This is a genomic window from Thalassoglobus sp., from assembly GCF_048270125.1.
Classification (GTDB): Bacteria; Planctomycetota; Planctomycetia; order Planctomycetales; family Planctomycetaceae; genus Thalassoglobus.
Window position 1 is genome coordinate 261890 of sequence record NZ_JBLWTN010000005.1, and the last position, 25269, is coordinate 287158.

General features: G+C 54.8%; 29 protein-coding genes. 8 read left to right on the forward strand and 21 right to left on the reverse strand.

What is annotated here, in order from left to right; translation table 11 throughout:
* Window positions 1-60 precede the first annotated feature (60 nt).
* Window positions 61-804 carry an ATP-binding cassette domain-containing protein gene (locus tag ACN0YR_RS08865; RefSeq protein WP_417848844.1) on the forward strand — a complete coding sequence of 248 codons (744 nt, stop codon included), beginning with the start codon at window positions 61-63 and terminating at the stop codon, window positions 802-804.
* Window positions 801-2324, forward strand: a complete 1524-nt coding sequence (locus tag ACN0YR_RS08870) for a glycine betaine ABC transporter substrate-binding protein (RefSeq protein ID WP_417848845.1) — start codon at window positions 801-803, stop codon at window positions 2322-2324. Before ACN0YR_RS08865 ends, ACN0YR_RS08870 begins: the two co-directional genes overlap by 4 nt.
* Before the next feature lie 29 nt (window positions 2325-2353).
* Here the strand turns inward: ACN0YR_RS08870 and ACN0YR_RS08875 are convergent, their stop codons facing one another.
* From ACN0YR_RS08875 to ACN0YR_RS08895, 5 genes are all read right to left on the reverse strand, one after another.
* The gene (locus ACN0YR_RS08875) at window positions 2354-3514 is read right to left on the reverse strand and encodes an aminotransferase class V-fold PLP-dependent enzyme (protein WP_417848846.1); all 1161 of its coding nucleotides are present in this window, start codon (window positions 3512-3514) and stop codon (window positions 2354-2356) included.
* 6 nt (window positions 3515-3520) lie between these two features.
* On the reverse strand, window positions 3521-4213 hold the full coding sequence (locus tag ACN0YR_RS08880; protein ID WP_417848847.1) for a peptide-methionine (S)-S-oxide reductase: 693 nt from the start codon (window positions 4211-4213) through the stop codon (window positions 3521-3523).
* A 49-nt stretch (window positions 4214-4262) separates the two neighbouring features.
* Complete coding sequence (locus ACN0YR_RS08885) at window positions 4263-4769, reverse strand: TlpA family protein disulfide reductase (protein ID WP_417848848.1); 507 nt, start codon at window positions 4767-4769, stop codon at window positions 4263-4265.
* 125 nt (window positions 4770-4894) lie between these two features.
* Window positions 4895-6469 carry a protein adenylyltransferase SelO gene (locus ACN0YR_RS08890; protein WP_417848849.1) on the reverse strand — a complete coding sequence of 525 codons (1575 nt, stop codon included), beginning with the start codon at window positions 6467-6469 and terminating at the stop codon, window positions 4895-4897.
* A gap of 234 nt (window positions 6470-6703) precedes the next feature.
* On the reverse strand, window positions 6704-7771 hold the full coding sequence (locus ACN0YR_RS08895; RefSeq protein ID WP_417848850.1) for a bifunctional methionine sulfoxide reductase B/A protein: 1068 nt from the start codon (window positions 7769-7771) through the stop codon (window positions 6704-6706).
* A 323-nt stretch (window positions 7772-8094) separates the two neighbouring features.
* Here ACN0YR_RS08895 and ACN0YR_RS08900 point away from each other — a divergent pair, with 323 nt between their 5' ends.
* From ACN0YR_RS08900 to ACN0YR_RS08915, 4 genes are all read left to right on the forward strand, one after another.
* Window positions 8095-8322 carry a hypothetical protein gene (locus ACN0YR_RS08900; protein WP_417848851.1) on the forward strand — a complete coding sequence of 76 codons (228 nt, stop codon included), beginning with the start codon at window positions 8095-8097 and terminating at the stop codon, window positions 8320-8322.
* A 290-nt stretch (window positions 8323-8612) separates the two neighbouring features.
* On the forward strand, window positions 8613-8786 hold the full coding sequence (locus ACN0YR_RS08905) for an AraC family ligand binding domain-containing protein (RefSeq protein ID WP_417848896.1): 174 nt from the start codon (window positions 8613-8615) through the stop codon (window positions 8784-8786).
* 141 nt (window positions 8787-8927) lie between these two features.
* Window positions 8928-9539, forward strand: a complete 612-nt coding sequence (locus ACN0YR_RS08910) for an RNA polymerase sigma factor (RefSeq protein ID WP_417848852.1) — start codon at window positions 8928-8930, stop codon at window positions 9537-9539.
* A 17-nt stretch (window positions 9540-9556) separates the two neighbouring features.
* Complete coding sequence (locus ACN0YR_RS08915; RefSeq protein ID WP_417848853.1) at window positions 9557-9793, forward strand: hypothetical protein; 237 nt, start codon at window positions 9557-9559, stop codon at window positions 9791-9793.
* A gap of 260 nt (window positions 9794-10053) precedes the next feature.
* Here the strand turns inward: ACN0YR_RS08915 and ACN0YR_RS08920 are convergent, their stop codons facing one another.
* Complete coding sequence (locus ACN0YR_RS08920) at window positions 10054-10221, reverse strand: hypothetical protein (protein ID WP_417848898.1); 168 nt, start codon at window positions 10219-10221, stop codon at window positions 10054-10056.
* Here ACN0YR_RS08920 and ACN0YR_RS08925 point away from each other — a divergent pair.
* The gene (locus tag ACN0YR_RS08925; RefSeq protein ID WP_417848854.1) at window positions 10168-10557 is read left to right on the forward strand and encodes a response regulator; all 390 of its coding nucleotides are present in this window, start codon (window positions 10168-10170) and stop codon (window positions 10555-10557) included. The two genes, ACN0YR_RS08920 and ACN0YR_RS08925, sit on opposite strands and share 54 nt — an antisense overlap.
* A 35-nt stretch (window positions 10558-10592) precedes the next feature.
* On the opposite strand, the gene ACN0YR_RS08930 is transcribed toward ACN0YR_RS08925, so the two are convergent.
* From ACN0YR_RS08930 to ACN0YR_RS09000, 15 genes are all read right to left on the reverse strand, one after another.
* Window positions 10593-11729 carry an ion channel gene (locus tag ACN0YR_RS08930; protein ID WP_417848855.1) on the reverse strand — a complete coding sequence of 379 codons (1137 nt, stop codon included), beginning with the start codon at window positions 11727-11729 and terminating at the stop codon, window positions 10593-10595.
* Window positions 11730-11796: 67 nt separating this feature from the next.
* Window positions 11797-12855, reverse strand: coding sequence for a magnesium/cobalt transporter CorA (gene corA / locus ACN0YR_RS08935; RefSeq protein ID WP_417848856.1), 1059 nt, complete (start codon window positions 12853-12855; stop codon window positions 11797-11799).
* 31 nt (window positions 12856-12886) lie between these two features.
* The gene (locus ACN0YR_RS08940; RefSeq protein WP_417848857.1) at window positions 12887-13486 is read right to left on the reverse strand and encodes a uracil-DNA glycosylase family protein; all 600 of its coding nucleotides are present in this window, start codon (window positions 13484-13486) and stop codon (window positions 12887-12889) included.
* 20 nt (window positions 13487-13506) lie between these two features.
* Entirely contained in the window at window positions 13507-13956 is a 450-nt protein-coding gene (locus ACN0YR_RS08945; RefSeq protein ID WP_417848858.1) for a four-helix bundle copper-binding protein, read from the reverse strand.
* A 38-nt stretch (window positions 13957-13994) separates the two neighbouring features.
* Window positions 13995-14414, reverse strand: a complete 420-nt coding sequence (locus ACN0YR_RS08950) for a methionine-R-sulfoxide reductase (RefSeq protein ID WP_417848859.1) — start codon at window positions 14412-14414, stop codon at window positions 13995-13997.
* Entirely contained in the window at window positions 14411-15715 is a 1305-nt protein-coding gene (egtB, locus tag ACN0YR_RS08955) for an ergothioneine biosynthesis protein EgtB (protein ID WP_417848860.1), read from the reverse strand. The genes ACN0YR_RS08950 and egtB overlap by 4 nt, the downstream gene beginning before the upstream one ends.
* The gene (locus ACN0YR_RS08960) at window positions 15712-15993 is read right to left on the reverse strand and encodes a DUF427 domain-containing protein (protein ID WP_417848861.1); all 282 of its coding nucleotides are present in this window, start codon (window positions 15991-15993) and stop codon (window positions 15712-15714) included. Before ACN0YR_RS08960 ends, egtB begins: the two co-directional genes overlap by 4 nt.
* Window positions 15990-16958 carry an L-histidine N(alpha)-methyltransferase gene (gene egtD, locus ACN0YR_RS08965; protein ID WP_417848862.1) on the reverse strand — a complete coding sequence of 323 codons (969 nt, stop codon included), beginning with the start codon at window positions 16956-16958 and terminating at the stop codon, window positions 15990-15992. Before egtD ends, ACN0YR_RS08960 begins: the two co-directional genes overlap by 4 nt.
* Before the next feature lie 17 nt (window positions 16959-16975).
* A complete protein-coding gene (locus ACN0YR_RS08970) occupies window positions 16976-18373 on the reverse strand; it encodes a mercuric reductase (protein WP_417848863.1) in 1398 nt (465 codons plus the stop codon).
* On the reverse strand, window positions 18370-19185 hold the full coding sequence (locus tag ACN0YR_RS08975; protein ID WP_417848864.1) for a PP2C family protein-serine/threonine phosphatase: 816 nt from the start codon (window positions 19183-19185) through the stop codon (window positions 18370-18372). Before ACN0YR_RS08975 ends, ACN0YR_RS08970 begins: the two co-directional genes overlap by 4 nt.
* A complete protein-coding gene (locus ACN0YR_RS08980) occupies window positions 19158-19607 on the reverse strand; it encodes a Dps family protein (RefSeq protein WP_417848865.1) in 450 nt (149 codons plus the stop codon). The genes ACN0YR_RS08975 and ACN0YR_RS08980 overlap by 28 nt, the downstream gene beginning before the upstream one ends.
* A 53-nt stretch (window positions 19608-19660) precedes the next feature.
* Window positions 19661-21058, reverse strand: coding sequence for a cytochrome P460 family protein (locus tag ACN0YR_RS08985; protein WP_417848866.1), 1398 nt, complete (start codon window positions 21056-21058; stop codon window positions 19661-19663).
* Window positions 21059-21128: 70 nt separating this feature from the next.
* On the reverse strand, window positions 21129-22517 hold the full coding sequence (locus ACN0YR_RS08990) for a hypothetical protein (RefSeq protein WP_417848867.1): 1389 nt from the start codon (window positions 22515-22517) through the stop codon (window positions 21129-21131).
* 76 nt (window positions 22518-22593) lie between these two features.
* Window positions 22594-23418, reverse strand: coding sequence for a cysteine hydrolase (locus ACN0YR_RS08995; protein ID WP_417848868.1), 825 nt, complete (start codon window positions 23416-23418; stop codon window positions 22594-22596).
* A gap of 133 nt (window positions 23419-23551) precedes the next feature.
* On the reverse strand, window positions 23552-24154 hold the full coding sequence (locus ACN0YR_RS09000) for a cytochrome P460 family protein (protein ID WP_417848869.1): 603 nt from the start codon (window positions 24152-24154) through the stop codon (window positions 23552-23554).
* A 276-nt stretch (window positions 24155-24430) separates the two neighbouring features.
* Between ACN0YR_RS09000 and ACN0YR_RS09005 the strand changes: the two genes are divergently transcribed.
* Entirely contained in the window at window positions 24431-25099 is a 669-nt protein-coding gene (locus tag ACN0YR_RS09005) for a Crp/Fnr family transcriptional regulator (protein ID WP_417848870.1), read from the forward strand.
* The last annotated feature ends 170 nt before the right edge of the window (window positions 25100-25269 follow it).

Sequence of the window (25269 nt, forward strand, 5' to 3'; positions counted from 1 at the left end):
CAGTGGAGGGTTACCTTCGCAAAACTCTTCATTCGTATTCAAGATACTGGGCATCGTTTCATGATTTCCCTTTCTGATGTGTCCAAGCAGTTTTCGGGAACCACTGCACTCTTCCGAATGAGTTTGTCGATTCCAGAGAAGCGCACCTGCGTGCTCTTAGGAACAAGTGGGTGTGGAAAGTCGACGATCCTACGAATGTTGCTGGGGCTGATTCCGCCAACGACGGGGACAATCTCTTTTGACGGAAAGCCGTTATCAGAACAGCCAATTGAACACATGCGACATCGGATTGGGTATGTCATTCAGGATGGAGGACTGTTTCCGAACATGTCAGCGGCGGAGAACGTCGCCATTGTTGCACGGTACCTGGGCTGGAAGCAGGAGCGAATTAATTCGCGTGTCAGTGAACTGTTGGAGCTGGTCCGGCTGTCGGCTTCGATGCTCGGGCGCCGTCCAACAGAGCTCTCCGGTGGACAACGACAGCGCGTGGGGTTGATGCGAGCATTGATGCTGGACCCACCAGTGCTGTTGCTGGACGAGCCTCTGGGGGCACTTGATCCAATCATTCGCAGCGAATTACAGAAGGATCTGCGCGAGATATTTGAATCGCTTCATAAAACTGTAGTCATGGTCACTCATGATCTGCATGAGGCAGCGTACTTCGCGGACATGGTTGTGCTGCTGGATTCCGGCCATGTCGTTCAGAAGGGGACAATCAGCGACTTGGTCGAACGGCCCGCAACGGATTTCGCGAAGCGATTCGTGAGCGCTCAGCAGCATGTTCTTACAAGGAGGCCACAATGAAGCGGTTGTTGATGCTATGCGTTGCACTCACCATTCTGGGCTTTGCTCCACTGGATTCGTCGCCTGGGCGAGGCGAACGTCGAATTGGGTCCAAGAGTTTCACCGAATCAGTCATTCTGGGCGAATGTCTGCGCGTGATGTTTGAAGAATCGGGGAGTCCGGCGCGTCACCTGCGTGAACTGGGTGGCACGAGACTGGTGTATGATTCCCTCCGGAATGGGGAGATCGATGTTTACGCCGAATACACTGGGACAATTCGGGAAGAGATTCTCTCCGAACAAGAAGTCGAATCTCTCGACGAAATGCGAAAAGTTCTAGGGGAACAGGGCGTTGAGATGAGTGACCCGCTTGGATTCAATAATTCTTATGCCCTGGCGATGCACCGGCATCGGGCCGACGAGCTGGGAGTCAAACGTATCTCTGATCTGACCGCGCATTCGGACCTGATCTTTGGACTGAGCAACGAGTTCATGGACCGCGAAGATGGCTGGCCCAACCTGCATCGGAGCTACGGGTTGCAGCCGAAGACGGTTTCGGGGCTCGACCACGACCTGGCGTATCGTCAGTTGGACCTTGGAGTCATTGATGTCATCGATGCCTATTCCACAGATGCAAAAATTCAGACACACGACCTGGTTCTTCTGGAAGATGATCGAGCCTACTTTCCACGGTACGACGCCGTCTTACTTTACCGGGCTGATCTTGCAGACCGCGATGAGACCGGACTAAAATCTTTGCTGCGGCTTACCGGACAGATTGATGAAGCCACAATGCTTGCTGCGAATGCCCGGGTGGAGGTCGACCGAGTGTCGGAATCTGAGGCGGCTTCCGAACTGATCGAGACACAGCTGGGATTCAGCAGTCACGTCCAGAAACTTTCGGCATTCCAGCGGATCTCGAGGCGAACGCTGGAACACCTCGATCTGGTTCGTAGGTCGCTCATTCCTGCCATTTTGTTTGCAATTCCGTTAGGAGTCTTTGCGGCAAAGCGGCGCATGGTCGGCGCCGTTGTCCTGAGCGTCGCCGGAATTTTTCAGACCATCCCGGCGTTGGCACTGTTGGTGCTGCTGATGCCAGTCATGCACTCCCTGGGTCTGGTGAGCGTTGGACTCGGTTCGTCAACGGCCATCGTCGCACTCATGCTGTACAGTCTGCTGCCGATCGTTCGAAATACACACTCCGGCATCCAGTCAATCACGCCGCAACTACAGGAGTCTGCTCAATCGCTGGGTGTCTCGTCGTTCTATCGGCTGTTTCACATTGAATTGCCACTTGCCGCACGGAGCATTCTGGCAGGCATCAAGACGGCTGCCGTGATGAATGTTGGGTTCGCGACACTGGGGGCCCTGATCGGCGCAGGTGGTTTTGGCCAGTCGATCATTACTGGCATTCGCCTGAACGACACGCAGTTGATTCTGGAAGGGGCGATTCCTGCCGCCGTCCTTGCACTCGCTGTGCAGTTTGCGTTCGATACTATTGAAACGCTCTGGCTGGGGCAGCCGACTTCATCAACCGGGTGAGCTGTCTCCGGTGTCAATAATCTTTGGCGTCAGCGAAGCCCAAGGTCCGTCAGCGCAATCTGTAGGCGCTTACGTGCCGTTGCGATGTCCTGATCAGATTGTTCGATGCCGACAGAAAGCCTCACAACGCCATGCTGAGTCGTCCCCAGTGTTTGGTGTGACAGCGGTGAACACTGTAAACCACTGCCGACAATCACACCATGACGACTAAGTTGTTCTGCGAGGATGGCACTTTTGATGCCTTCGGCGTGGAATGCAATGGCTGGGAGTCTCTGCTCTGCGCAGAAATGGCCATGGATGTGCACACATGGGAACTGAGCGAGGGTATCTCGAAGTTGAGCGGTTTGCTTCCTGGCTGTTGCCAGCCGAATCTGAGACTCAGTTTGCCGCAGCCACTCAAATGACGCCTGCAGGCCTCCCAGGGCAACGAGATCCACGGAACCGACATCGCAGTAACTGGGGCCGGGTCGACGAGTTTTTCCGTGTTGACTTTCGTCGCCACGAGCGCCTGAAGCTGCGGGAAGTTCACAGGTGGCACCGCCGCATTTCATGTGAGCTGAATCAGAGACATAGAGCCCGCCGATTCCCAACGGGGCCTGCAGAGCTTTGTGGCCTCCGAATGCAACGAAGTCCGCTCCAAGCTCATCGAATTGGAGATCGAGCCAGCCAATGGCCTGGGCTGCATCGATCAACACCATCACACCGAATCTCTGTGCGATTGAGATGATATCGTAAATGGGCAGCAGATCACCCGTGACGTTACAGGCTGCCGTAATCGCCACCAGCGCCGTATGACCGTGGCTTAACAGGCCTTCAAATCGACTCAAGTCCACACCAAGGCCCAGCTCTCCTGGTGGAAGCACTCGCACAGTGACGTTGCGTTCTCTGAGCCGCAACAGCGGGCCGGAGAGTGCGTGGTGTTCCCAGCAACTGGTGATCACCTGGCTGCCATAGGGAATGTCCACCAAGGCAAGAGCTGTCGCCAGCGATGATGTGCAGCCCGGAGTGAGTATGAGTTGCTCCGTATTCCGCACGCCAAGGAACCGGCACGCTGCTTCATGAGCGCGTTGAAACTCCCCGGGCCATTCCACTGGCGAGGACATCATCGCCTGTGAAACAGCTTTGATCACGGGATCAGGTTTCGGCCAGCTTGTTCCGGCATGGTTCAGGTAAACGAAATCCCGGTCCATGGCTAATTACACTGTTCCGCAGGTGCTGTTGGCCGAGTCGACCGATACGAATTGAAGGCTCGAGAGTATTTCGTTTGACGGAATACCGTAGTCGGCGAGTTCATCTTTGAATAGAGACGCGTCCCCCTTGCAGGACACCAATCCATTGATCCGAGTTGCGGCGGTGGAGTCCACAAAATCCTGAAAGTCGGGGTACATCGTTCGGAAGTACGTCATCAACGGCGAGTGCTGCAGGCGGTATTTCTGATGACGATCCTCCGCTCGATAAAACGGGAGCGCAGCAGCGATGTGCATGTCCATTTTAGCACCGGTTTCCCGGACGACACGCCGTCGAGCCGCGTGAATGGCGTCTGCCTGTTCGTCGTTGTGATACCAGAGGGCCCACATGTATTGCTGCTTGTGGGCCTTTGCTCTCGGACCATGACGGCGGCAGAACAGCTCCGCAAGTTTGTCAAACGAAAAGACTGCGGGATCAAAATCAATCTGCACCGCTTCCGTGTGATCCGCAAGGTTATGGTATTCCGGAGCGTCGGTACTGCCGCCCGTGTAGCCAACTCGCGTCCGCCACACACCTCGCATCGCACCAAATTCGGCATCCGGACTCCAGAAGCACCCCATGGCAAACGTAGCGGTCTGCAGCTCTTCGGGAACTCGGCGATCGATTTCGGGAAGATTGTGGTTGGTGTCGGATGTCATCATTTGCTCCGTCTGAATTCTGATGTGAAAGTCTGTCAATGCAGAAAGATGATCAGCGAGTCTTGAGCTGCCTGATCGCTTCCGCCGCGCCGGCTGGGTCGATGTGGAAGTCGTTGAAGACAACTTTGCCTTGCTTATCGATGAGCACGACCCAGGGAGTTCCACCGGTGCGGTATTTGTACATGATGTCCGGCGTTCCGGAATTTCCTGCACTCTGGCCAAACGGGATTTTCAGGCCATAGCGTCCAGCCGTTGGCAGCAACTTGTCAACGCCGTTCTGATCATGGCCTTCGAATGTTGTCTGTATGACCACAAACGCTACGTCACTGCTGTTGGTGAACTGCTGCTGAAGTTTCTGCAGCGTCGGGAAGCCACTGGAATGGCAGCCGGGACACCATGACTGGAAGAAGTACAGGTAGAGCACTTTGCCGCGAAAGTCGTCCACGTTTAGTGTGGTGACGCCCACTGGCAGTTGCCGCCATTCGGAAACGGACCAGGCCGGAGCCTGTTGACCGACGATACCCAAGTGAGGTCGGGTGAGGTGCAATGTATTCGGCACGTGTATGTCCTTCGTGAGGGATGATTGTGCTCGTCGATGTTGAGGATCAGTGATCAGGTGGTGCGGTTCATGCTCAAATGAACGACCGGCAACGACAGGCTGAAGCCTGTACTCCAACGACGACACTACGAACTGCAGGACAGCACTGAGCAGCCGACCTTGTGGCGAGCCCAGTCTGGACGTTTGGCGAACCAGTGTTCGTATTCGGATTGCTCGTCATAGGGACGTTTCAGCATTTCATGAAGTTCTTCAATCAACGAGACATCTCCGTTCGTGGCTTTGTCGATGGCCAGTTGAGCCATGTAGTTTCGCAGCACATATTTCGGATTGACTGTGTTCATGCGGGTACGCCGCCGTGAGTCGCTGATGTGGTCCTGCTTCAGTCGAGTCTGATAATGCTGGAACCACGATCGCCAGCGATTCAGGGTTTCGCCTCGAAGTTCTTCGGGCTTGTAAAATGCATCCACAACCGGCGACAGAAACGCGGCCCCCTCATCAATCGTCGTGTCGACGGGAAAATCCGCCAGGCGTCGATAGAAGATGGTCATGTCGGTTTCCGTCAGTTGCAGAACCTCGTCAAGCTCATCCAGAATCGCTGCGTCGCCCGGTTGCGCACTTGTGAGCCCGATCTTGTCGGCTTTCATCTCCTGATTGCGTCGGAGGAATTCCGACTGCGCGTCCCGGAGGGCTTCAACCAGTGGTTCGGTTTCCTGAATCAGCGGATACAATGCCGATGCCAGTTGCTGCAGATTCCACAGCGCGACCGCCGGCTGATTTCCGTACCGATAGCGGCCTCGACCAGCATCCGTCGTGTTGGGAGTCCAATCGAGGTCGAACCCCTCAAGCCAGCCATACGGTCCGTAGTCGATCGTCTCACCATGGATCGACATGTTGTCCGTGTTCATAACTCCGTGGACAAAGCCGACTCGCTGCCAATGCACGATCATTTCCATCGTTCGCTGGCACACAGTGCGGAACAACTTCACGTAGCCATCGGGCTTTACGGGTTCGATCTCCGGGAAGTGGTGTCGAATGGTGAAATCCGCCAACCGTCGGAGCGTGTCGACATCGTTGCGAGAAGCGAAGATCTCGAAGTTGCCAAAGCGAATGAAACTGGGAGCGACTCGACAGACAACTGCCCCGTCTTCCATCTCCGGGTGACCGTCGTACATGACGTCGCGTAACACCTTGTCACCGGTCTGAATCAAACACAGCGAGCGCGTGGTTGGGACTCCCAGATGATGCATGGCTTCGCTGCAGAGATGTTCGCGCACTGACGAACGCAGTACGGCCAGGCCATCTCCCTGTCGGGAATACGGCGTCTCACCGGCTCCCTTTAACTGCAGCATCCAGTGCTGGCCATCGTGTTCGACTTCGCCCAGATTGATAGCACGGCCATCCCCCAATTGCCCGGCCCATGATCCGAATTGATGACCGCCGTAGCACATGGCGTATGGTTGCATGCCTTCGGGTACGGACCTTCCGCTGAAACAATTCAGGAACTCGGCGCGATTGGCTTCTCCATCTGCGATACCGATGAGATCAGCGACCTCTTCCGAAACGTGAAGCAGCACCGGGTTGGAAGGCGGGCGAGGTTCGACAAACGAAAACGCAGCACCACGGACTTGTCGTCGCGTATTGCTCGTGTCGTTGTCAGCAGGCAGTTCAGCGTTGAATCGGTTGTCTGTGTTGAGTTTCATGAGAGTGTCCGCCTGTCGGGATGCATGTAAGGGATTCATCGTGAACGACCGGTCGAGCCCTCTGGTGAGGGCAGCACGTGGTCGCCGTGCTGGTCACCCGAGGGCTCGTTTGATTCTGATGTCGTGTCGTCCTGCGTCTGCAGTTTGCCCGCCGATTGCTGGAGACAGCTTCGGTCGACGAGTTGATCGTTACTGTTCAGTCTGCCTGAAGGCTATACTCCAGCCAGTTCGACGTTATGAACCAGTTGGAGCACTCCGTTTCGGCAGCACCCAGTCCTTTCGAGGATAGTGGCAGGTATAGCCACTGGGATATCGCTGCAGATAATCCTGGTGCTCAGGCTCTGCTTCCCAGAAGTCACCGACCGGTTCAAGTTCGGTCACAACCTTTCCTGGCCACAGTCCCGAAGCGTTGACGTCTGCGATGGTGTCCAGCGCGACCTGTTTCTGTTCATCGCTGGTGTAGTAAATCGCTGATCGGTACGACGATCCACGGTCATTTCCCTGACGGTTCTTTGTGGTCGGGTCATGAATCTGGAAGAAGAACTCCAGCAGATCGCGGTAGCTGGTTTTCGAGGGATCGAACACGATCTCAAGACCTTCGGCATGCGTTCCATGATTGCGGTAAGTTGCATTCTTCACGTCGCCGCCCGTGTAGCCGACTCGCGTCGACTGCACTCCCGGCAGCTTGCGAATGAGATCCTGCATCCCCCAGAAACAGCCGCCTGCCAGGACAGCTCGTTCAGTCTTAGTGGTCATTTCAGTTCCTTGCTTGTTGAAGTCATCATCCTGAGTAGCGTTGGACGAATCGCTGGTGTCTTCCAGTCCAAACAGCAGGGCGTACTGGCCATAGCCTTCCGCCACGAGGTTCTCCGCCGGAACGAATCTCAGTGAAGCGGAGTTGATACAGTATCGCAGTCCGGTCGGACGCGGACCATCGTCGAAGACGTGTCCCAGGTGAGAATCACCGTGTTTCGACCGAACCTCGGTGCGAGTCATAAAGAAGGCTCGGTCTGTCTTTTCGACAACGTTCGCATCATCCACCGGTCGCACAAACGATGGCCAGCCGGTTCCGGAATCAAACTTGTCCTTTGAACTGAACAGCGGCTCGCCGGAAACAACATCGACGTACAGTCCGTCATGCTTGTTGTTCCAGTATTCTCCCGTGAAGGCTCGTTCGGTCCCTTCATGCTGAGTCACCTTGTACTGCATCGCCGTCAGCGATTTTCGCAGTTCGGCATCTGCGGGCTTGACGTAGTTCTGCCAGTCTCGTTGTGAGTTGGCAGTTCTGTCGATCGTTGCCATTGTGTTTCGTTCCTTTCGATTGAGTGAACTGGTTGGTGATCCTGGTTGTTTTCCCCGGCTTTCTGTGAACTTGTCTTGAGCGACTGAGTGGAGCATCTGTTGTCCAAGCAGACCTGCACCGGCCAGAAGAACAAGCACGACGGTTAGGCGGCTAGTCAGAGCATTGCAACGACACATGTTTTAACTCCCTGAATTCGTGTGGGACGGAAAATTGTCACGTGAGAAACTGAGTGTCCAGATCGAGCGGCCAGAGGTTTTTAACGTCGCTTCCTTATGCATCTGACGACATACAGTGAACCCGTCTTACCAGTCATTTCCTCATCATGTCGCGTTACCTGGAAGGTCATGAACGCCGACAGCGACCGGACCAGGCTGAGACGCCGCGACTCGCGTCCGTCTTACCTGAAGCACGGGGGCCAGCGGAAAAAAACGGTCGAAATGATGCAAACAGTGACGCAGCCAGTCGAATTGGTGCGGTTTGCGGTGTCTCGACTGCCACGGTGTATCGGAAATACGCCCAGCGCATCGTGTGCGCAGAAGCCGATGACTGACAAATGGCGACAAAACGTTGTGACCCGGCGTAAGATAAGCCAACTCAACTGCGTCTCACTTATTGAGCGACAATTCCAGACTTCACCTTCCAGCAAAGTTCGTTTGGCTTCACGAACGCAATTAGAAAGACACTTCTCTCATGACCACTTCCTTCAACGAAATAATCAATGTCATTCCCCGTGACCTGGCAATCAGCGACCTCAAAAAAGGCGTTCTTGCCAGCAGCAATTCCCTGAAAGCCGTTCGACTGCCGTTGACGGCCGGTGAAGTTGTTGCTGAACACAAGGCCATGGGTGATATCGCCGTTGTCTGTCTGGCGGGGCATGTCGATTTCAACGTGGGAGAGACGACCCATCATCTTGAACCCGGGGATCTGGTATGCCTGACGGCTGGAACGCTTCACTCTGTCAATGCTGTACTTGACTCTGTTCTACTCGTCACCTTGTGTCTGCGGGCAACATGATGCGGGAGACGTAATACACCCTTGCCAGCGACTCTTCTTGATGCAAAGCATGGTACCGGTGACTAGCGACTGGACGTGCCGAACAGATCTGCGACAATGACGGAGCGTTTGAGAGAAAGTAAGCGATCGGGATATTACCGCATGCCACACCACCTCACGGATGAAGCCTGGGTCAGCCAGCTGACTTCCGATGATCCGATTCATCGAGACGCCGCCGTCAGCAAGCTGCGTCAATTGCTGGTCCGTGCACTGAGGCGAACTCTGACAGAACGCTATGGCTCGCAGCTTTCCATTGAAGATATTGTGCAGGAATCACTGGTAAAGATTCTGGATTCGATTCATCGATTTGAAGGACGCAGTCGCTTCACCACATGGGCAATCAGTATTGCCACGCGCGTCGGGCTGACAGAACTCCGGAAACGCCGATACAAAGATGTCTCGCTCGACGCGAGTGAAGGTCCGGCGTTGGTGGCCTCACTGAGTGATGCAACCGAGTCACCCGGAGCAGATTCGGATCGCCGAAGAATCCTGAGTGTATTGGCGCAGAAGATTCAGGAAGACCTCACTGATCGGCAGCGTACGGCAATACAGGCGACACTGGATGAGTTGCCTGTCGAAGAAATTGCCTCACGTTTGGGAAGCAATCGAAACGCCATCTACAAGTTAATTCACGATGCGAGGATTCGATTACGGGATGGATTATTGAATGCAGGGATTTCCCCCGACGACCTAACCGCCCTTGCCAGCCATTGAGTAACAGGAGACTACCAATGAGTTCCCTCCCAGAACATACAAAGCGACTCCTGCAGATGGTGGCCACCACAGTTGAAGACATTCTCGACTGTGACGGTTGTCTCGAACGGCTGCCTCAGTTTGTTGAGGCAGTTCTTGTCCAGACAGAGATTCCGCCGGATCTAATCTGTGTCAGCATTCATCTGAGTCAGTGTGAATGTTGTCGTGAGGAATTTGAAATCGTGGTGGCGGCCGTGTCGGCAAATCCGGAATAGATCGGATTCATCTGCGTAACCTGTAGACTTGTTCCGAGGCTGACTCAGGCACCGCTTCTGGAACTGATCCTTCACCTGGACAACGTCGGGCATCTCCTAAATGGCCCACACCGGGAATCCTGACAATCGCCTTTCGACACGAGTTGAGACGGAAGGTGTGCCGATACGATTCTGTAGAAGGATTTTTGCGAAAGCGACGTAAGAAACACTGACGAGCCGTCACTAACCATAGTCAATGGTCGCGTCTGTCTGCGACCATACTATTCTGCGGCTCCCTGAGCGACTTTTAGACCGGATAGTGTACGTGTCCCGCGATTTTGCTGGGACTGGTCCGGTTTTGCGCGAGCTGTCAACTCTTCGAATCCGACTTCGCCATGACTTCGCATGTCCTCCTGCTCGACGATGACGAGCTTGTGCTCCGTACCCATTGTGCGCTGTTTCAAGCCTTGGGAGTGTCCTGTTCAAAGGCCCTTAGCTGGCGCGAGGCGCTGGCAGCGTTGGAAAGTGACGTTACCCCTCAGATTGTCGTAACCGACCTGAACATGCCGGGAGTCGATGGGTTCACAGTTTTGCAAATGTTGAGAGAAATGGATGGAGTGCCCGAATTGAAGATCTACGCAATCAGCGGTGCTACCGACGCCCACACACAACAGCGAGTCGCGGACGCAGGGTTTGATGGATTCCTGAGCAAACCACTTCGGATTGATATAGTGAGAACTCTGATTCGTGAGAATTCTCCGGCTGTCGACCAGGCGGCTGGATGAAGCCCTTGCGAATTCGGGATGGCCGATGCATATAGTTATGGTCGGGCGCTGGTTTGACGAATCCGTTGACCGAGAAGTTCTGTTCTCCGGATCAATCCCCTAACCTCTTCGGAGAATCCCGCTGGCATACATTCCGAGCAAATTTCAGACACAATTGCCCCAAGCTGAATCGTGACGCGATGCTGGCTTGCCTGGCAAATGGACAGGACGTCCAGATAAGCGTGAAGCGCGCTATTGAGCGTGACGAGCAGCAACTCCAGTGACATTTCGTCGGCTTGGTATCCACGATCGTGCAATAGTTCCCGGACAATTCGCAGGTCGCGAACGAGAATGGTCGCACCACTTGAAAGTCGCAACTGCAGTCGCGTCTGATCAACCTTCCGTTCGGCGTGCTGTGACTCCATGTCCTGGAACTCGGCAATCAGCAGATGCAGACTTGTCTGCATCCGGCCAAGCCGCTCATTGAAGGCGAGATTGTGCGTATCGCGAAGCAGCTTCTCCTGCTGAGCAGAGAGAAGCCTGGAGATCATTGCGCCAACAACGACCATTCCACCAATCGCCTCGGCCGCTGCCAGCAGGCGAGCCCATGAAGTAACCGGAGTGATGTCGCCGTATCCGAGTGTCGTTGCTGTGACAACGCTGAAGTACAGGCAATCGACCAACCCCTGAAGGCTCGCGGAAAGTGGTTTATCGTTTTGCTGCAGACCGGGAAAGCTCGTCCAGTTGCTAATCCAGTAAACACACCCGCACACCAACACCATGGAAAACCACAGAACGACCCATTGTTCAATCGAGAGCGTATCAACCAACTGCAACAGACGCTCGGATGCCGTTGGCATTGTTTCTGGGGCCACTTCGGAGACAAGCGAATGACCGAGTGAGACCCATTCTTCCAGCCCACCACGAAAATGAGCGACCTGCGAATAGCCGAGTTCACCGAGCAGCGACACGGCTTCACCGCCAAGTGGACAGGTAACGTTCGCACAATAGACAATGATGCTCACGTTGAGCCCCGGAATCACATCGCTGACCCGCTCTCGTAATTCATGAACCGGAAGATTGATTGCGCCGGGTATGTGACCTGTGCGGAAGCTGGACCGCGGCAAGACGTCGACGACAACGGCGTTTGTTTGTTGCTGCAGAAACTCCTTGATATCGAGCTTAACATTCATGGGGGATAACATTTCTCTGTATTCAGTCGCTCGCAGATCTGGGAGAGTTGGTCGCGTATAGGGCCGCTCATTTGGAGAACACCCGCCTCGTGGTCATAAACCGATTCGCACGGCTGGCACGCTGCACTTTGTTCAGCCACCAGAGCCCTCCCAATGACAATGCAACGATTGCCGCCATAAGACACAGAGCAATCAGGTAGCCGTACTTCCATTTCAGTTCCGGCATGTTCCAGCCAGACACCGTCGGGTCGAAGTTCATTCCATAGAGCCCCACGACGAAGCTCAGAGGGATGAAGACACTGGCCACAATCGTCAGAATCTTCATGGTCTCATTCTGACTGAAGCTCAGTTCCGCAAAGCAGTAGTCTCGCAGATCCGCAACCTGCTCGCGATGAGTTTCGGTGGCATGCAGCACCTGAGACAAGTGATCGGATACATCCCGAAGGTACAGCCGCGTCTGATCGTCGATGAGATTGGTTTCGCGGCCCAGCTGTGAAACAACTTCACGATGTGGCTCGATCGTCTCCTGCAGGACAAAAAGCGTTGAGCGAAGTGCCTGCAAGTGCGTCACGGAGTCGACGCTGACCGCTTCGGCCAAACGGCGTTCGACATCGCTAATCTCCTGGGCGATGCGTTCAACAACGGGAAAGTACGTGTCGACCACCGCATCAAACAATGCGTAAACCAGGTAGTCCGGTCCACGACCACGGATTGAATCACCTGGATCTTCAATTCGTGCCCGGAGATGCTGAAAACAGTCTTCGCCTCCCGCGTGGAATGTCAGGACAACATGGTGGCAAACCAGTATCGAAACCTGTTGAGATTCGAATTCCCCGGAGGACGTATCTGGCAACCGCAGAATCAAGAACAGTTGGTTGCCGTAGGTCTCGACTTTCGGTCGCTGTCGATTGCCAAGAATATCTTCCACGATCAACTCGTGAAAACCGAACGCCTGGGCCACCTCGCGCACACGCGAGGAAGAGGAACAGTCCGCGATGTTGGCCCATACCACGCGTTCGTCCAGTTCTTCCGACTTCCGCAATCGGCAGATCGCGTCGATATCGATGTTGTCCACACTCTGGGCGTCGAACTGGATCGCCAGAGATGCTCCTTGGGTTTTACTCATGGTTCGCACACTTCAAGCGTATTTGCGGAATTCATCCCGTTATTACCTCCTGAATACGCTGCCTCAGGGACGGCACAACATCCTGCTCAAACCAGGGGTTCTTCGCCTGCCAGCGAAAGTTCAACGGTGACGGATGGACCAACGGGAAGTAAGCCGGCAGATAGTCACTGAAGGAGCGTACAGTTTCCGTGAGGTTCTTGCCGGACCTCAGGTACCTCTGTATGGCGAACTGGCCAATGACCAAAGTGAGCTGCAGTTCAGGCATGAGCGTCAGAAGTTTTTCGTGCCAGGCCGAAGCACACTCCGGGCGAGGTGGAAAATCACCACCGCCCGGCTTTGTGCCCGGGTAACAAAATCCCATCGGCATGGTGCCGAAGAGTTTGGTGTCCAGAAACTGCTGTCGACTGATACCCAGCCACGAACACAGCGTTTCGCCACTCTTGTCCTGCCATGGCTTCCTCGCTTCGTGGACCTTTCTTCCCGGCGCGTGTCCAATCACAAGCACTTTGGTTCTCGGACCGACAGATAGAATCGGCCTCGGTGGAAACGGTAGAAATTCACGACAGATTTCACACGCGCGAACGTCTCGCAGAAGTCGTTTCATTGCCGGTCCACGGTCTCGCTGTTTCATGACAGAGATTCTTGCGACAATTATGCCAACGCGGTGACCAACTCCTGACATGTCTTTGCACAAGTACGGCATCGTTCGGCACACCGTACCATTTGGTCCTGATCCGGGAACTTCTCACACTCCTTCGCACACGCATTACAGGCCTCGATGCACACCTCGCATATGGTCTTTGCCAAAGGCCCGCTGCGAGCACAGATACGGCTGGCGACCGCGCATATTTCGGCGCAGTCATTACAGATCTGCATGCACACTGCATGAGCCTTCATTCCGTGCAGAACGTGGCCCGAACAGTGCCGGTAACAAGCTTCGCATTCAGTCATACACTCGGCGCAATCGTGAGCGCACTGCTCGAGTAAAGCTCTCAGTCTGTCGGAAGCTTCGTCGGCAGCATGCGCGTGTGGCCTCTGACCGAATGCAACTCCGGTAGTAGCGAGGGCACTCATCCCAAATAACATGGTACGTCGGTTCATTACTAATCTCCAGTTCTCGTAAAGTGGGTGGAAAACGTTCAAAGTAGCTGTTCGTCATCTCGCTGTGACGGGATAATGATCTCAGGTAGTTCTTCGCCCTCGTAAATGAACTGCATGGAAATGGAGTTCACACAGTGGCGGGTGTCTTTGTCTGTCAGGCCTTCGCCAATGAAGACATGGCCCAGATGACCGCCGCAGTTCTCGCACAGGATTTCTGTTCGACGACCGTCGGCGTCCACTTCCCGGCGAACGGCACCGGGTATCTCATCATCAAAGCTCGGCCAGCCGCAGCCGGAATGGAACTTGTCTTTCGACCGGTAGAGTGGCGCGTTGCACCGGCGACAGATGTAGGTTCCATCTTCGTCGTTGTCCGTCAGTTCGCCGGAACCTGGATACTCAGTTCCCTTGTGAAGAATGACACGTTCTTCCTCTTTGCTGAGCGGGTTGTATTTCGTCATGTTTGGGCTCCTCCTGGTTGTTCGATGTCTTGTGCCAAACGGATACCGGTAAACTGCCATCGCGTGTCGGCCGGGAAGAAGTTTCGATAGGTGGTTCTGATGTGGCTACTGTGCGTCGCCACACTTCCGCCACGTAGAACGTATTGATTGCACATGAATTTTCCGTTGTATTCACCGAGTGCTCCGGCTGCCGGTCTATATCCTGGGTATGGCGAATAGCTGCTACTTGTCCATTGCCATACTCCGCCCAGCAGTCTCGGTGAGGAGCGTGTCGGATGGATGCAAAGGTCATTCTGAACGAAATGGTCAGCGAATGGCTCTGGCGAATCTCCCGCGGCGGAGAGCCTGTCTGCAGCGACTTCCCACTCGAACTCAGTGGGGAGTCGCTTTCCCGACCAGCGAGCGAATGCGTCCGCTTCAAACAGGCTCACATGACAGACTGGCCAACTCGTGTTGATCGGAACCATTCCCGCCAGTGTGAACTGCATCCAGACGCCATCTTTCTCTACCCAGTACAGCGGTGCCGACCACCTTTCCTTCTGAACGGTGTTCCATCCAAGCGAAAGCCACAGGTCCGGACGCTGGTATCCTCCATCGTTCATGAAGGCCAGATACTCACCGCATGTGACCAAATCACGACTAACCGAGCAACCGGGCAGATATACGGTGTGCCTTGGAGACTCATTGTCATAGGAAAACCGATTGTCGGAATGACCGACTTCATAGTTACCGGGCTCGACGACGATGTTCTCTGCGGCATGGACCGACGTCGAGTCAAATCCATGACCGACGTAGGCTGGGCATATCGGGTTACACGAGAGGGCATGCTTGATGTCCGTCAGAATCAGTTCCTGATGCTGTTGCTCATGTTGGATTCCGATCTCGAGTATCAACTTCAGCCTTTCGGCATACTCCGACGATTCAAGCCGTGACACGATTGCGTGTTCCACATGGTGTCGATACTGCCGAATCTGTTCCAGCCCTGGCCGCGAGATGACACCGCGTGCGGGGCGTGGAAACTGTTGGCCCAGGCTGTTGTAGTATGAATTGAACAGATAAGCGAAGTGTTGATCGAAGACTCTGTACCCCGGCTCGTCACACAGAGCGAAAGTTTCGAAGAACCACGTCGTATGGGCCAGATGCCAACGAGTGGGGCTCGCATCGTCCATGGACTGGACCATACAGTCCTCGGGTGTCAGCGGTTCGACGAGCCGTTCTGTGAAACGACGTACCGCCATGAATCTGCGAATCTGCGAGTCGGAAGCACGCGACGCGTAATCCTCCTGTGTCGGCGCTTTCACTGCTGAACCTCGACACCTTTCCAAAAGGCCACGTACCCTTTAAGTCGAGCGGCCTGCGGATTCGGGTTCGGGTAATACCAGGCGGCCCCCGGGTTCGTTTCTCCGTTCACGTTGATATCGTAATAACTCGCAACGCCTTTCCACGGGCAGATTGACTTGTGCTCGGACGAAATCAGAAACTGAGCGTGCACAGACTCCGGGGGAAAATAGTGATTCCCTTCGACAATTTCCGTAATGTCGCTTTCCGCGATGATCGTTCCATTCCAGACCGCTTTCATACTACCAACTCCTGTTCGATAACGAGGTGCAGCACAGCAAAGTGCTCTTTTGAGTCCGTCCAGTGCCGATGAAGTGAAAATCCGTATTGCGATGCAAAGCGAGCAAATCCCTCCACGGTATACTTGTGCGAGTATTCCGTCAGGATCTGCTCGCTCCTTCGGAACTCGAATCGGCGACCACCAACGGATACGGACTGATCGCATTGACTGACAAGGGACATCTCAATGCGATGGTGGACCATGTTGTAGATCGCCCGGTGCTCAAACTGATCCAGATTGAAATCAGCGTTCAATTCCGTGTTAATTCTTCTGAGCAGATTCAGATTGAAATCAGCAGTGACTCCGTCGCGATCGTTGTAGGCGGATTCGATCACTGAAATCTCTTTCTGCAGATCAATGCCAATCAGCAACCCTCCTTGCGTGCCGAGTAAGCCGGCCATCATCTCCAGGAGTTCCCCGGCCTCGGCTGGCGTAAAGTTTCCAATGGTGGAGCCGGGGAAATAAAGCGCTACGTGCGTCTGCCCGTAATCGCCGGTCGGCAGGGCAAACGGTTTGGTAAAATCCGCTACCACTGGCAACACCGCCAACTGCGGGAATCCCAACCGCAGTTCCTCGGCGGTCTTCAGCAGATGCTCTTCTGAGATATCCACCGGTACGTACGCTGCTGGTTCATTCAAAGAATCCAGTAGAAGCCGTGTCTTCACGCTGCTGCCACTCCCGTATTCGACCAGCATGACTCCACGGTCGACCTGATAGGCAATCGATTCTGTGTTGTGCTGAAGAATCTCCAGCTCTGCCCGAGTCGGATAGTACTCCTCAGTATCACAAATCTGATCGAAAAGCGCAGAACCGCGTTCGTCGTAGAAGTATTTGCTGGGAATCGATTTGCCCGGCAACGATAGGCCATGCACCACATCCGCAAAGAACTGCCGGCCCGACTCTGTCGCACTTGTTTGCTCGCTCATAGGGATTCCTTACTGCGTCACACGAGCGGCTTCAGGCCGTCCATGATCCAGGGCATGAGTTCAGACACGGTGGGATGCGGGAAGACGACTCGACGAAATTGCTTCCACGAAAGCCCCGCTTGCATCAGGACAGCGAAAGCACCGATGACTTCATCACCGCCCGTTCCGAAGATCGTCGCCCCGAGAACCTGTTCGGTGTCCGCGTCAACCAGAATCTTTACCAGGCCGTTCGTCTCACGTTTCTCACGAGCGCGTGCGATCCGTGACATTGGAGAGACTGCCATCAACACGTTGCGACCGCTGGCGCGAGCCTGCGTTTCATTCAGGCCAACACGTGCAAGCGGTGGGTCAATGAACATCGAGTAAATGACGGATCGCTGCGAAACAGTCCGATCAAGTTCCGGCGGATCAGTGCTCAACCCGTGTTGGCGAGCGAACTGATCCCAGAACACTTCTCCATCGTGGACCGACGTGTGAGTAAACGCGCCTTTCCCATTAATGTCGCCGACCGCCCAGATGTGCGAAACGTTCGTTTGGGTCAGCTCGTTGACTTTGATATAACCACGCGCAGTGAGTTTTAGTCCTGCGGCTGAAGTGTTGAGTCGATCGCTATTGGGAATTCGCCCTGTCGCCAGCAACAGATGCGAGCCTGCAACAGTCTGCGGCTCCCCGCCAATTATCACTTCCATCTTAACACCTGACGAGGACCGATCGACCCGATCGACCCTGGCATTGCAAACAACACGCACCCCCTCCTCGGACAGGATACGTTCAACCTCGCGGCTGATGTCTTCATCCTCACGGAACACGAGGCGAGGGCCGTGTTCCAGAACAGTGACATCGCTGCCGAACCGACGAAAGATCTGAGCAAACTCCAACGCAATGTAACTGCCACCGACGATTACCAGGTGCGACGGAAGTTCACGTAGGTCCAGCAGGGTTTCATTCGTCAGGTAGTTAACATCTTCAAGCCCGACAACATTCGGAATGACGGGACGAGTACCCGCATGAATCACGATCGTGTCGGCTTCCAGCAGTTCTGCGCCCACTTGAATCGTATGGTCGTCCTGAAAGGACGCCTCACCCTCAAACACAGTCCCAAGTCGAGCCAACGATGCTTTGATCCCGGCACTCGACCTTCGTCGTGCGGCCTGTTGAGTCTCCATCGCAGCCGAGAAATCGACGGTGAGGCCGTTGGCTGAAAAGCCAAACTCCCGCCCCCTTCTTGCCAGATGAATCGCGTGGGCCGACGCCACCAACGTTTTAGTCGGCGTGCAGCCCGTATTCACGCATGTTCCACCAAACGAGCTTCGCTCCACAATCGCGACACGCTTTCCCGCGGCGGCCAGGCGTGGGACCACTGTCATTGTCGCTTGGCCTGTCCCAATCCAAACAACGTCAAAGTCGTTCTTCATTTTTCTGTTGTGTCCTGTTCTGCGATCTCGACGACAAGGAAAGTGACGTCGTCATGACCAAGGGAGCCACCCGAATGCGTCATGATCGCATCCAGAACCGCCATTCGAACCGTAGAAACCGACTCAGTTCCAGTGCCGTTCAGTACGTTGAGAAGCCGCTGTATCCCAAACTGCTCTCCGCTTGAATCCATGGCTTCGACAAGCCCATCCGTGTACAGAAACAATCGATCTCCCACCGCCCCTGGAAGAGACTGCTGGACGTAATCACATTCTTCAAGTACCCCAAGCGGCAAGCCGGCAATATCGTCGGACTCTGTCGGTGAGATTAGCTTCCAGGTCGTTTCAGTGGACCGCTTCAGCAGCAGCTCGTTGTGGCCAGCATAGGCTACATAGAATCTGGAATCGGCGTGATAGAAGGCGGAGACCGCCGCAGTGGCCATCGCTTTCTGGCCCAACTCGTTCGAGAGACGATTCAGATCGGCTAAGACAACGCTCCCATCGGACGAGTTCATCTGCCGGGCGAGCGACTCGTAAAGGCGATCACTCGTAGTCGACACAGACTCCCCATGTCCGACCACATCCACAATGGCAATTCGTGTGAGAAGGTCGCTCTCGCAGACGCTGAGGTAATAGAGGTCGCCGCCTTTGCCACCATCACACGACCGAGAAAACAAGCTCGCGCGCAGGCTGCTCGTCACGAGTTCCAACTGGTCGCCACGATTCCCACCCCAGATTTCTCCGCAGCGAATGCGATGAATCGCTTGTCCCGTCTGCCCGTTAATATTCAAGTCAACGTACTCCGAAGCATCCACGCGGTCTTTTCGTGGCTGGCAAGTCGCTCGGACAACAGACCGACAGTCCCCTCGTCCCCACCTTCGACACTGGCTGGAATCAACTCAGATATCCGACGGATGATTGCTCCGTGGCCTGCAAACAGGTCGCCAACCATCAGATCGGCGGACTGACTTGGATTTCCATCTTTAATGGACGACAGCGATTGAATTTCGCCAAACGTTCCCGGTGCAAACTCCCCGAGAATTCGCAGGCGTTCCGCGAGTGCGTCTAACGCCTCTGCTAACTCCTGATATTGAGCCTCAAACATCGCGTGCAGCGACGCAAAATGGTGCCCAGTCACATTCCAGTGGTAGTTCTGTGTCTTTAGATAGAGTGCATACGTATCAGCGAATACTCTCCGGAGACCCTCAACAACAACTGTCGATCCGCTTTCTGCCATTTCTTCTCCCTTTGCCTGCACTTGGATTGTTGGGCTGCACTCGTACACGGAAGTCACTTTGCCGCGAACCACGCGATCAGGTCCAGCAACTGCTGGTTGTTCAGGCGAAGATCTGTGTACCCAGGCATTTCCGAGTTGTGTTTGTAGTCCGGGTTGCGAATCTGCAAGGCAAGCTCTTTTAGATCGTCCGGCCCATACGAGTGCCCCTCGAGTGGCCCACCCGCTTCCACCAGTTTTGCCTTCTGATCGCCAACGTTATGGCAGGTGATGCAAGACTGGAGAGCCAGATCCTTTCCTCGCTCAGGGTTTCCGCCGCTGAATGACTCAGGAATCGTCCAAGCCGCCTTCCCGTAGTCGATATTCCGGGCGGTGGCATGATCCTTGTCGCCACCACTCTTCAGGAATGCATCCAGATTCGCCAATTCAGCCGCCGTCATTCCTGGCGCCGCTCCCCCCATGAAGTGAATGACGCACACATTACCACCCAGCGCTGCCAGGTTCGTCCCTGAATTCTTGATGTTGGTTCGTTGGGCAGATGCGAAAATGGGGAAGCCGGCCCGGATCAACCCATCCCCGTCAGCTGTCATCGTATCCTTTGCGTTGAAACTATGGCACACTTGGCATGTCATCGTGTTCTCAACAGTCTTCGACAGGTAGTACTCGCGGCCCGCCGCGACGTCACCACGAAGCCTCTGAGCATCATTCCATTGCGGAAACATGGCGGCGAGGTCGGGGCGTTCCCCCTGACCCTCAGACGGGACGTCAGTCGAAGCCGCCTTCTTCGGTGCCGCGTTCAATGCGGGATAGCACTGCGTATACACCCAGTCGCTCTTCTTTACTGGAACATGGCATGATCGACATTCCGTCCGATAATTGACGGCAACCTGCTTCGTTCGATCTTTGCCTTCGAATAGTCCCCAGCCCCAACCATCACCCCAAAGGTCATTATTCGGAAACCGCCCCTTGGCATCCTTGATCATGACAAACCAGACCTTCACGTCCGCACCATACGCAGCCGCACCTGTCGTGAGTTTCGAATTGGTCGTTGCCCGGACATCTTTTACAAGCACAGCGCCATCGGGGAAGTGGCCATCTCGCAGAAACGCTTCGAGATCTTCTGCACGAGTGTAGGTGCCATGCAGTTCACTGACGGGCTCCTCGGATTTCTTCTCGACCGAGACCGTACCAATATGCACGAACTTCGTCTCAAAGTCGGTCGGTAGTGAGATCCCGCCTGTGGCGTCGACGTATGGCGAAAACGCCTCATCCTCAGAATCAACGGTGACGGGCGGTGGATCCAGTGAAGGTTCCGACTGAGACTCCTGCGCGAGCGCCGCACCTCTGAGCGAATGCGCCGTCTGGACCAACGCGAGCCCCGCAAGCACTGCACTGCCCACCACAAGGCCTGAGCGAATTAACGCCGAACGACCAAGCACATCTAAAACCGACATACAACCACCTATTACTTAAATGAGAGTGAGAAACCACTGTACGCAATACTCGAACACAATTGGCAAGACACTACCTATTCACAGTTGCCACGCCCTGTGGGCGACAACGGTAGTACACGCCATCCGGTCCGAGGTGCCGCGAATGGGCCGGCTGTGGAAGCCCCATCTCATCAATCCTGAAGGTATGGAGGATGTTCCCTTCGGTCCCCTTGTTCTCATCAGTCTGATTGATTCTCTGGCAGATCACGTAAAAGAACTTACCTTCCGGGTCGAGAGCACATTGAAACGCTGTGCTATCCGGTTGTTCAAAATTCCTGTTGTTGATGAACGTGCCACCAGGCATTGGGACCTCAAGAACGCCTATCTCAATTGGCTTCTCCGCATGGTCGCCTGAGATGTCATATGTCGTGACCGTTGCCGCCTTCTGCCCAAGATCCGGACGTGGCAAATTGTTCACGGCGTACAGCCGAGTTCCAGAATGATTCGGCAGCACCCAGCAGATATCCTGACCACTAATTGGAACAGCACCTCGGAAATGCAAATCGCCTTCCTTGGTGTAATGAAACACACCCAGCTCATTACGGGTAACAAACCCCACGTAAAGCAGCGGCTGACTGGGATGAGTCCACAACCCTAAAGGCATTGTTGGAACATCAGCCATTCCCTTATATTTGAATTGCTTATTGGTTTCCGCGACTTCCATTCGAGCCTTTTCGGTCAAGCGACTGCCATGTCCGATCTGAAACACATGCAACTGCCCCTTAACGCTTGGCTCTTTCCCCGCCAGAAATGATCGCTTCCCATCTCCGTCGAAATCTGCGTCAACCTGGAAGTCATCTCCAAATGCCAAGGCTGGGTTGATCTGCGAAAAATGCACCTGAAGCGGTTTGTGACCGTCCTTCACGTCGATCTTGGAGACAAATCGAAGCGACCCGTTCTCTTCGATAAAGAACGAACAGTAACTTCCTTCTGAACGCCCACGCAGATCATCCGCCTGATGGTAATCGCCATTTCGATTTGACACCAAGAGCGTGTGCCCGTTGACGGAAAGACTGTTCGGACCGATTCCGTGGGACGAGAACGGCGAACCTGGAACATGCTTGAGGGAACCGTCGTGCGAAATATCAAACACAGCGATTGTATTGCTGTGGCAATTCACGGTGAACAACCGCTTCCCGTCCGAACTAACGACGAGTGGGGTATCATTGTCATTCGGGCCCAGCTTACCGTGCGTATCGTTGTTGATACCGGTTCCGCCCGTAAAAAACGGATTGCCTGCCAGAGGAGTCAGAGTTCCATCGTCGTTCCGTGTGTATCCGAGAACAGCGTTCTGCCCCTCGCGAATATCATTTGTCTGAATATACAAGTAACGACCATGATCGGCCTTCACCGACCCAACATTGACGATCGCCACGAGCAGACCGATTACAATAGCTGTAGTAACGCGCGAGTATCTCATTGTTCTATGGTCCATTGTTGTAAGAGTGCGAGCCCGATATCGAGGGGCTCGAATAAGTCCCAAATACAAATGCAGGCTATGCCTTTGCCCGCCGCAACCTGGCAATAATCTGGCTTGTCGTAACCACTTCATTAGCGATGAATTCGTAATTCACCAAAGCCGCCTTCTTGGCCAAAGGCCCAGCCCCGGCAGTGGCATCGGCAACGACCAGAACCTCAAAGCCGTTCTCCGCAGCGTCCCGACAGTGCGATTCCACACACAGATTGCACGACATACCACACATAACCAGTGTAGTGATGCCATGAACTCTGAGCTGAACAACTGCGTCTCCCGTCCAGAAGTTGCTGAGCCCTTTATGGGGATTCATCACGATAGTGTTGTCATCTGGTTTCATGTCCGGATGGAAATCGTGCCCCCAAGTCCCCTGCTTGAACATCCCGAGGGCAAACATCGCCTTATCTATGGCATTGAGTTTCTCGCGAGGCCAGGTTCTGTAGTCCTGCTCGGTGTACATATGAGGCGAATAGAAAACCCGGATGCCAACCTCTTTGGCGACCTTCCTCAGCTCAACCTGATGCTCCACGACCTTGTCGCGCTGCACCTCCTCCCCAACGAGATCCCACGCAGCTCCACCCGGTGAGATGAAATCGTTTTGCGGATCTGTAATGAACAGCGCCGTGCGCGACAGATCCAGATTGACCTCGCCTCGCGGCAAAAAGTTCTGCTGGTATACGTATCCATTAGGCGTAACCCCAAAAGGGGAGTTCAGCATCGAGGAACCAGACTCACGGGCGACGCCATCGCCAGCAGCGACAGCCTCAGCCGAGTGCACAAGCCACGCCCCAACAGCCCCCCCGGCCGACGCGAGCAAACTGCGGCGATCCACCTTCCGATTCAACATAACGAGCACCTTTCGCTAGCACCGAAAAACACACTGGAGGGCAGGCACTCCGCCCTCCAGTGTCTCCACGTGCGTACCAGAAGCATTGCCGAGAGTGGCGAGCGCCACACCCTCGCAGCACTGAATCAAGAACCTACTTCTTCTTTGCCTTCTTCAAGGCGTCCTTGAGAACTGGGTAAACATCAGAGAAGACAAAGTTTGTTGCATTATTCTCGTGGCAACTATTGCACGAGGCAGCACCATTCTTCGCGGCCATCTCCTTCAGCGGGTATTTGTGGCCAAAGCTGAAGTAGGCCCAGTTACCTGGCTCGTCCGGGTACCGCTTGCTATCTCTGATAGAGATTTCCAGTCCGGTGAATTCACCCTGGAAGTACCCGTTTCCGCTGGACTCCTCCTTCGATCCCACCGCGGTCAGTTCCTTGACGATCACAGTTCCGTCCCGGTACTCGCCATGCTCTTCGACGTAGGCGAAACTCTCAGGATCCATGTAGGTGTTGTGGAATTCCGGAAAGCTGGCTTCACCATCGTTCATGTCGTTCGGTGTCACTGGCGAACCGATGAACACCCACTTACGATAACCGACAGGCTGTTTCACCTTGCCGTCTTTCGTGAACTCCACCAACGGCTTTTTTGCAGCCGTTTCCTGAGCAACTGCGTGAGGGGCTGTGGACAGCCACAGTCCGAGACCGCCAACTCCAACGGCCAGTGAGAGCCCGGCCAACCATTTCAACTTCATTTGAGACCTCGCTTGTTGTTACAAAACCCACCAGAAACACGTCCGGCAGAAGTGCCCGCCAGACAGTCCGGCACGGCGAGGCGGGATAGTAGTGGCTTGGCGAGAACCGTTCTGTCAGGTAAATGACAGAATTAAAGGATTTGACTCGGTATCCTTTGAAGCAAGATATCAGAGCCTCACATAGCAAGGATTTCGCGCATCGGGGCGCCTGCAAGTGGCCGTCAAGAACGAGATTGTGTCAAGAGTCGGTATCGTCGACTGAAGTCAAGGTGAGCCATGCAGATACTTCCCGAACTCTCGACGCCCTTCGTGACGGAGTGTGCCACGCTTTCGTCCGCGAAGGTCAGGGACCTGAAGAGCCGCAAGATCATTTACCTCGAGAAGCCAGCAGGGAAGACTTATATCGTGAAACGCGGCTACGTCCGGCTGGCGTATACTGATCCGGGCGGGCGGCTGTTGACTCGTATGCTGCTTGGGAAAGGGGCGGTTTTCGGCGACCTGCCATTTCGCCCTCGGCTGTTTGTCACCAACGAGCGAGCCATCACCAGTGGGATGACGTGTATCATCGAGGTCAGCCGTAATGAGCTGGAAGGCCATTCATTGGAGACCCCGCGGTTCCAGTCTTTGCTGGTGCAGACTCTCGCGTCGCAGCTCACTGCACTTGACCGGCGATTGCAATGGCAACTCCTATCGCCGGTACGCAAACGAATTGCTACAGCCTTATACGACCTGCTGTGCTTTACCGGAGGGCGTTGCGGGCATGGGCACTTGATCGACATCCGCTTAACGCACGAAGAATTCGCCGAACTCGTTGTCGCCGCTCGTCCTGTTGTTTCCGAGGTGCTTGCAGAACTCAAATCAGAGGAGGTGATCGACTACACACGCGGCCACATCTGCCTGCTCAGCCTGGACAGGCTAGAGGCCATAGCCGGCGCCCAACATTGACTGCTGCCCCTTGGTCGTATGTCGGGTTGGTACCGCAGAAGAGACCTACGGCTGAGCGAATCTCGTGGCTATTGCGTCACATAGATGACAAATGCCGGGTGTTTCCGTGGTTTGTAACTCATGGGCGGGCAACTTCCCTCATGCACCCTTTCCGGCCGCCCGATCAAGAA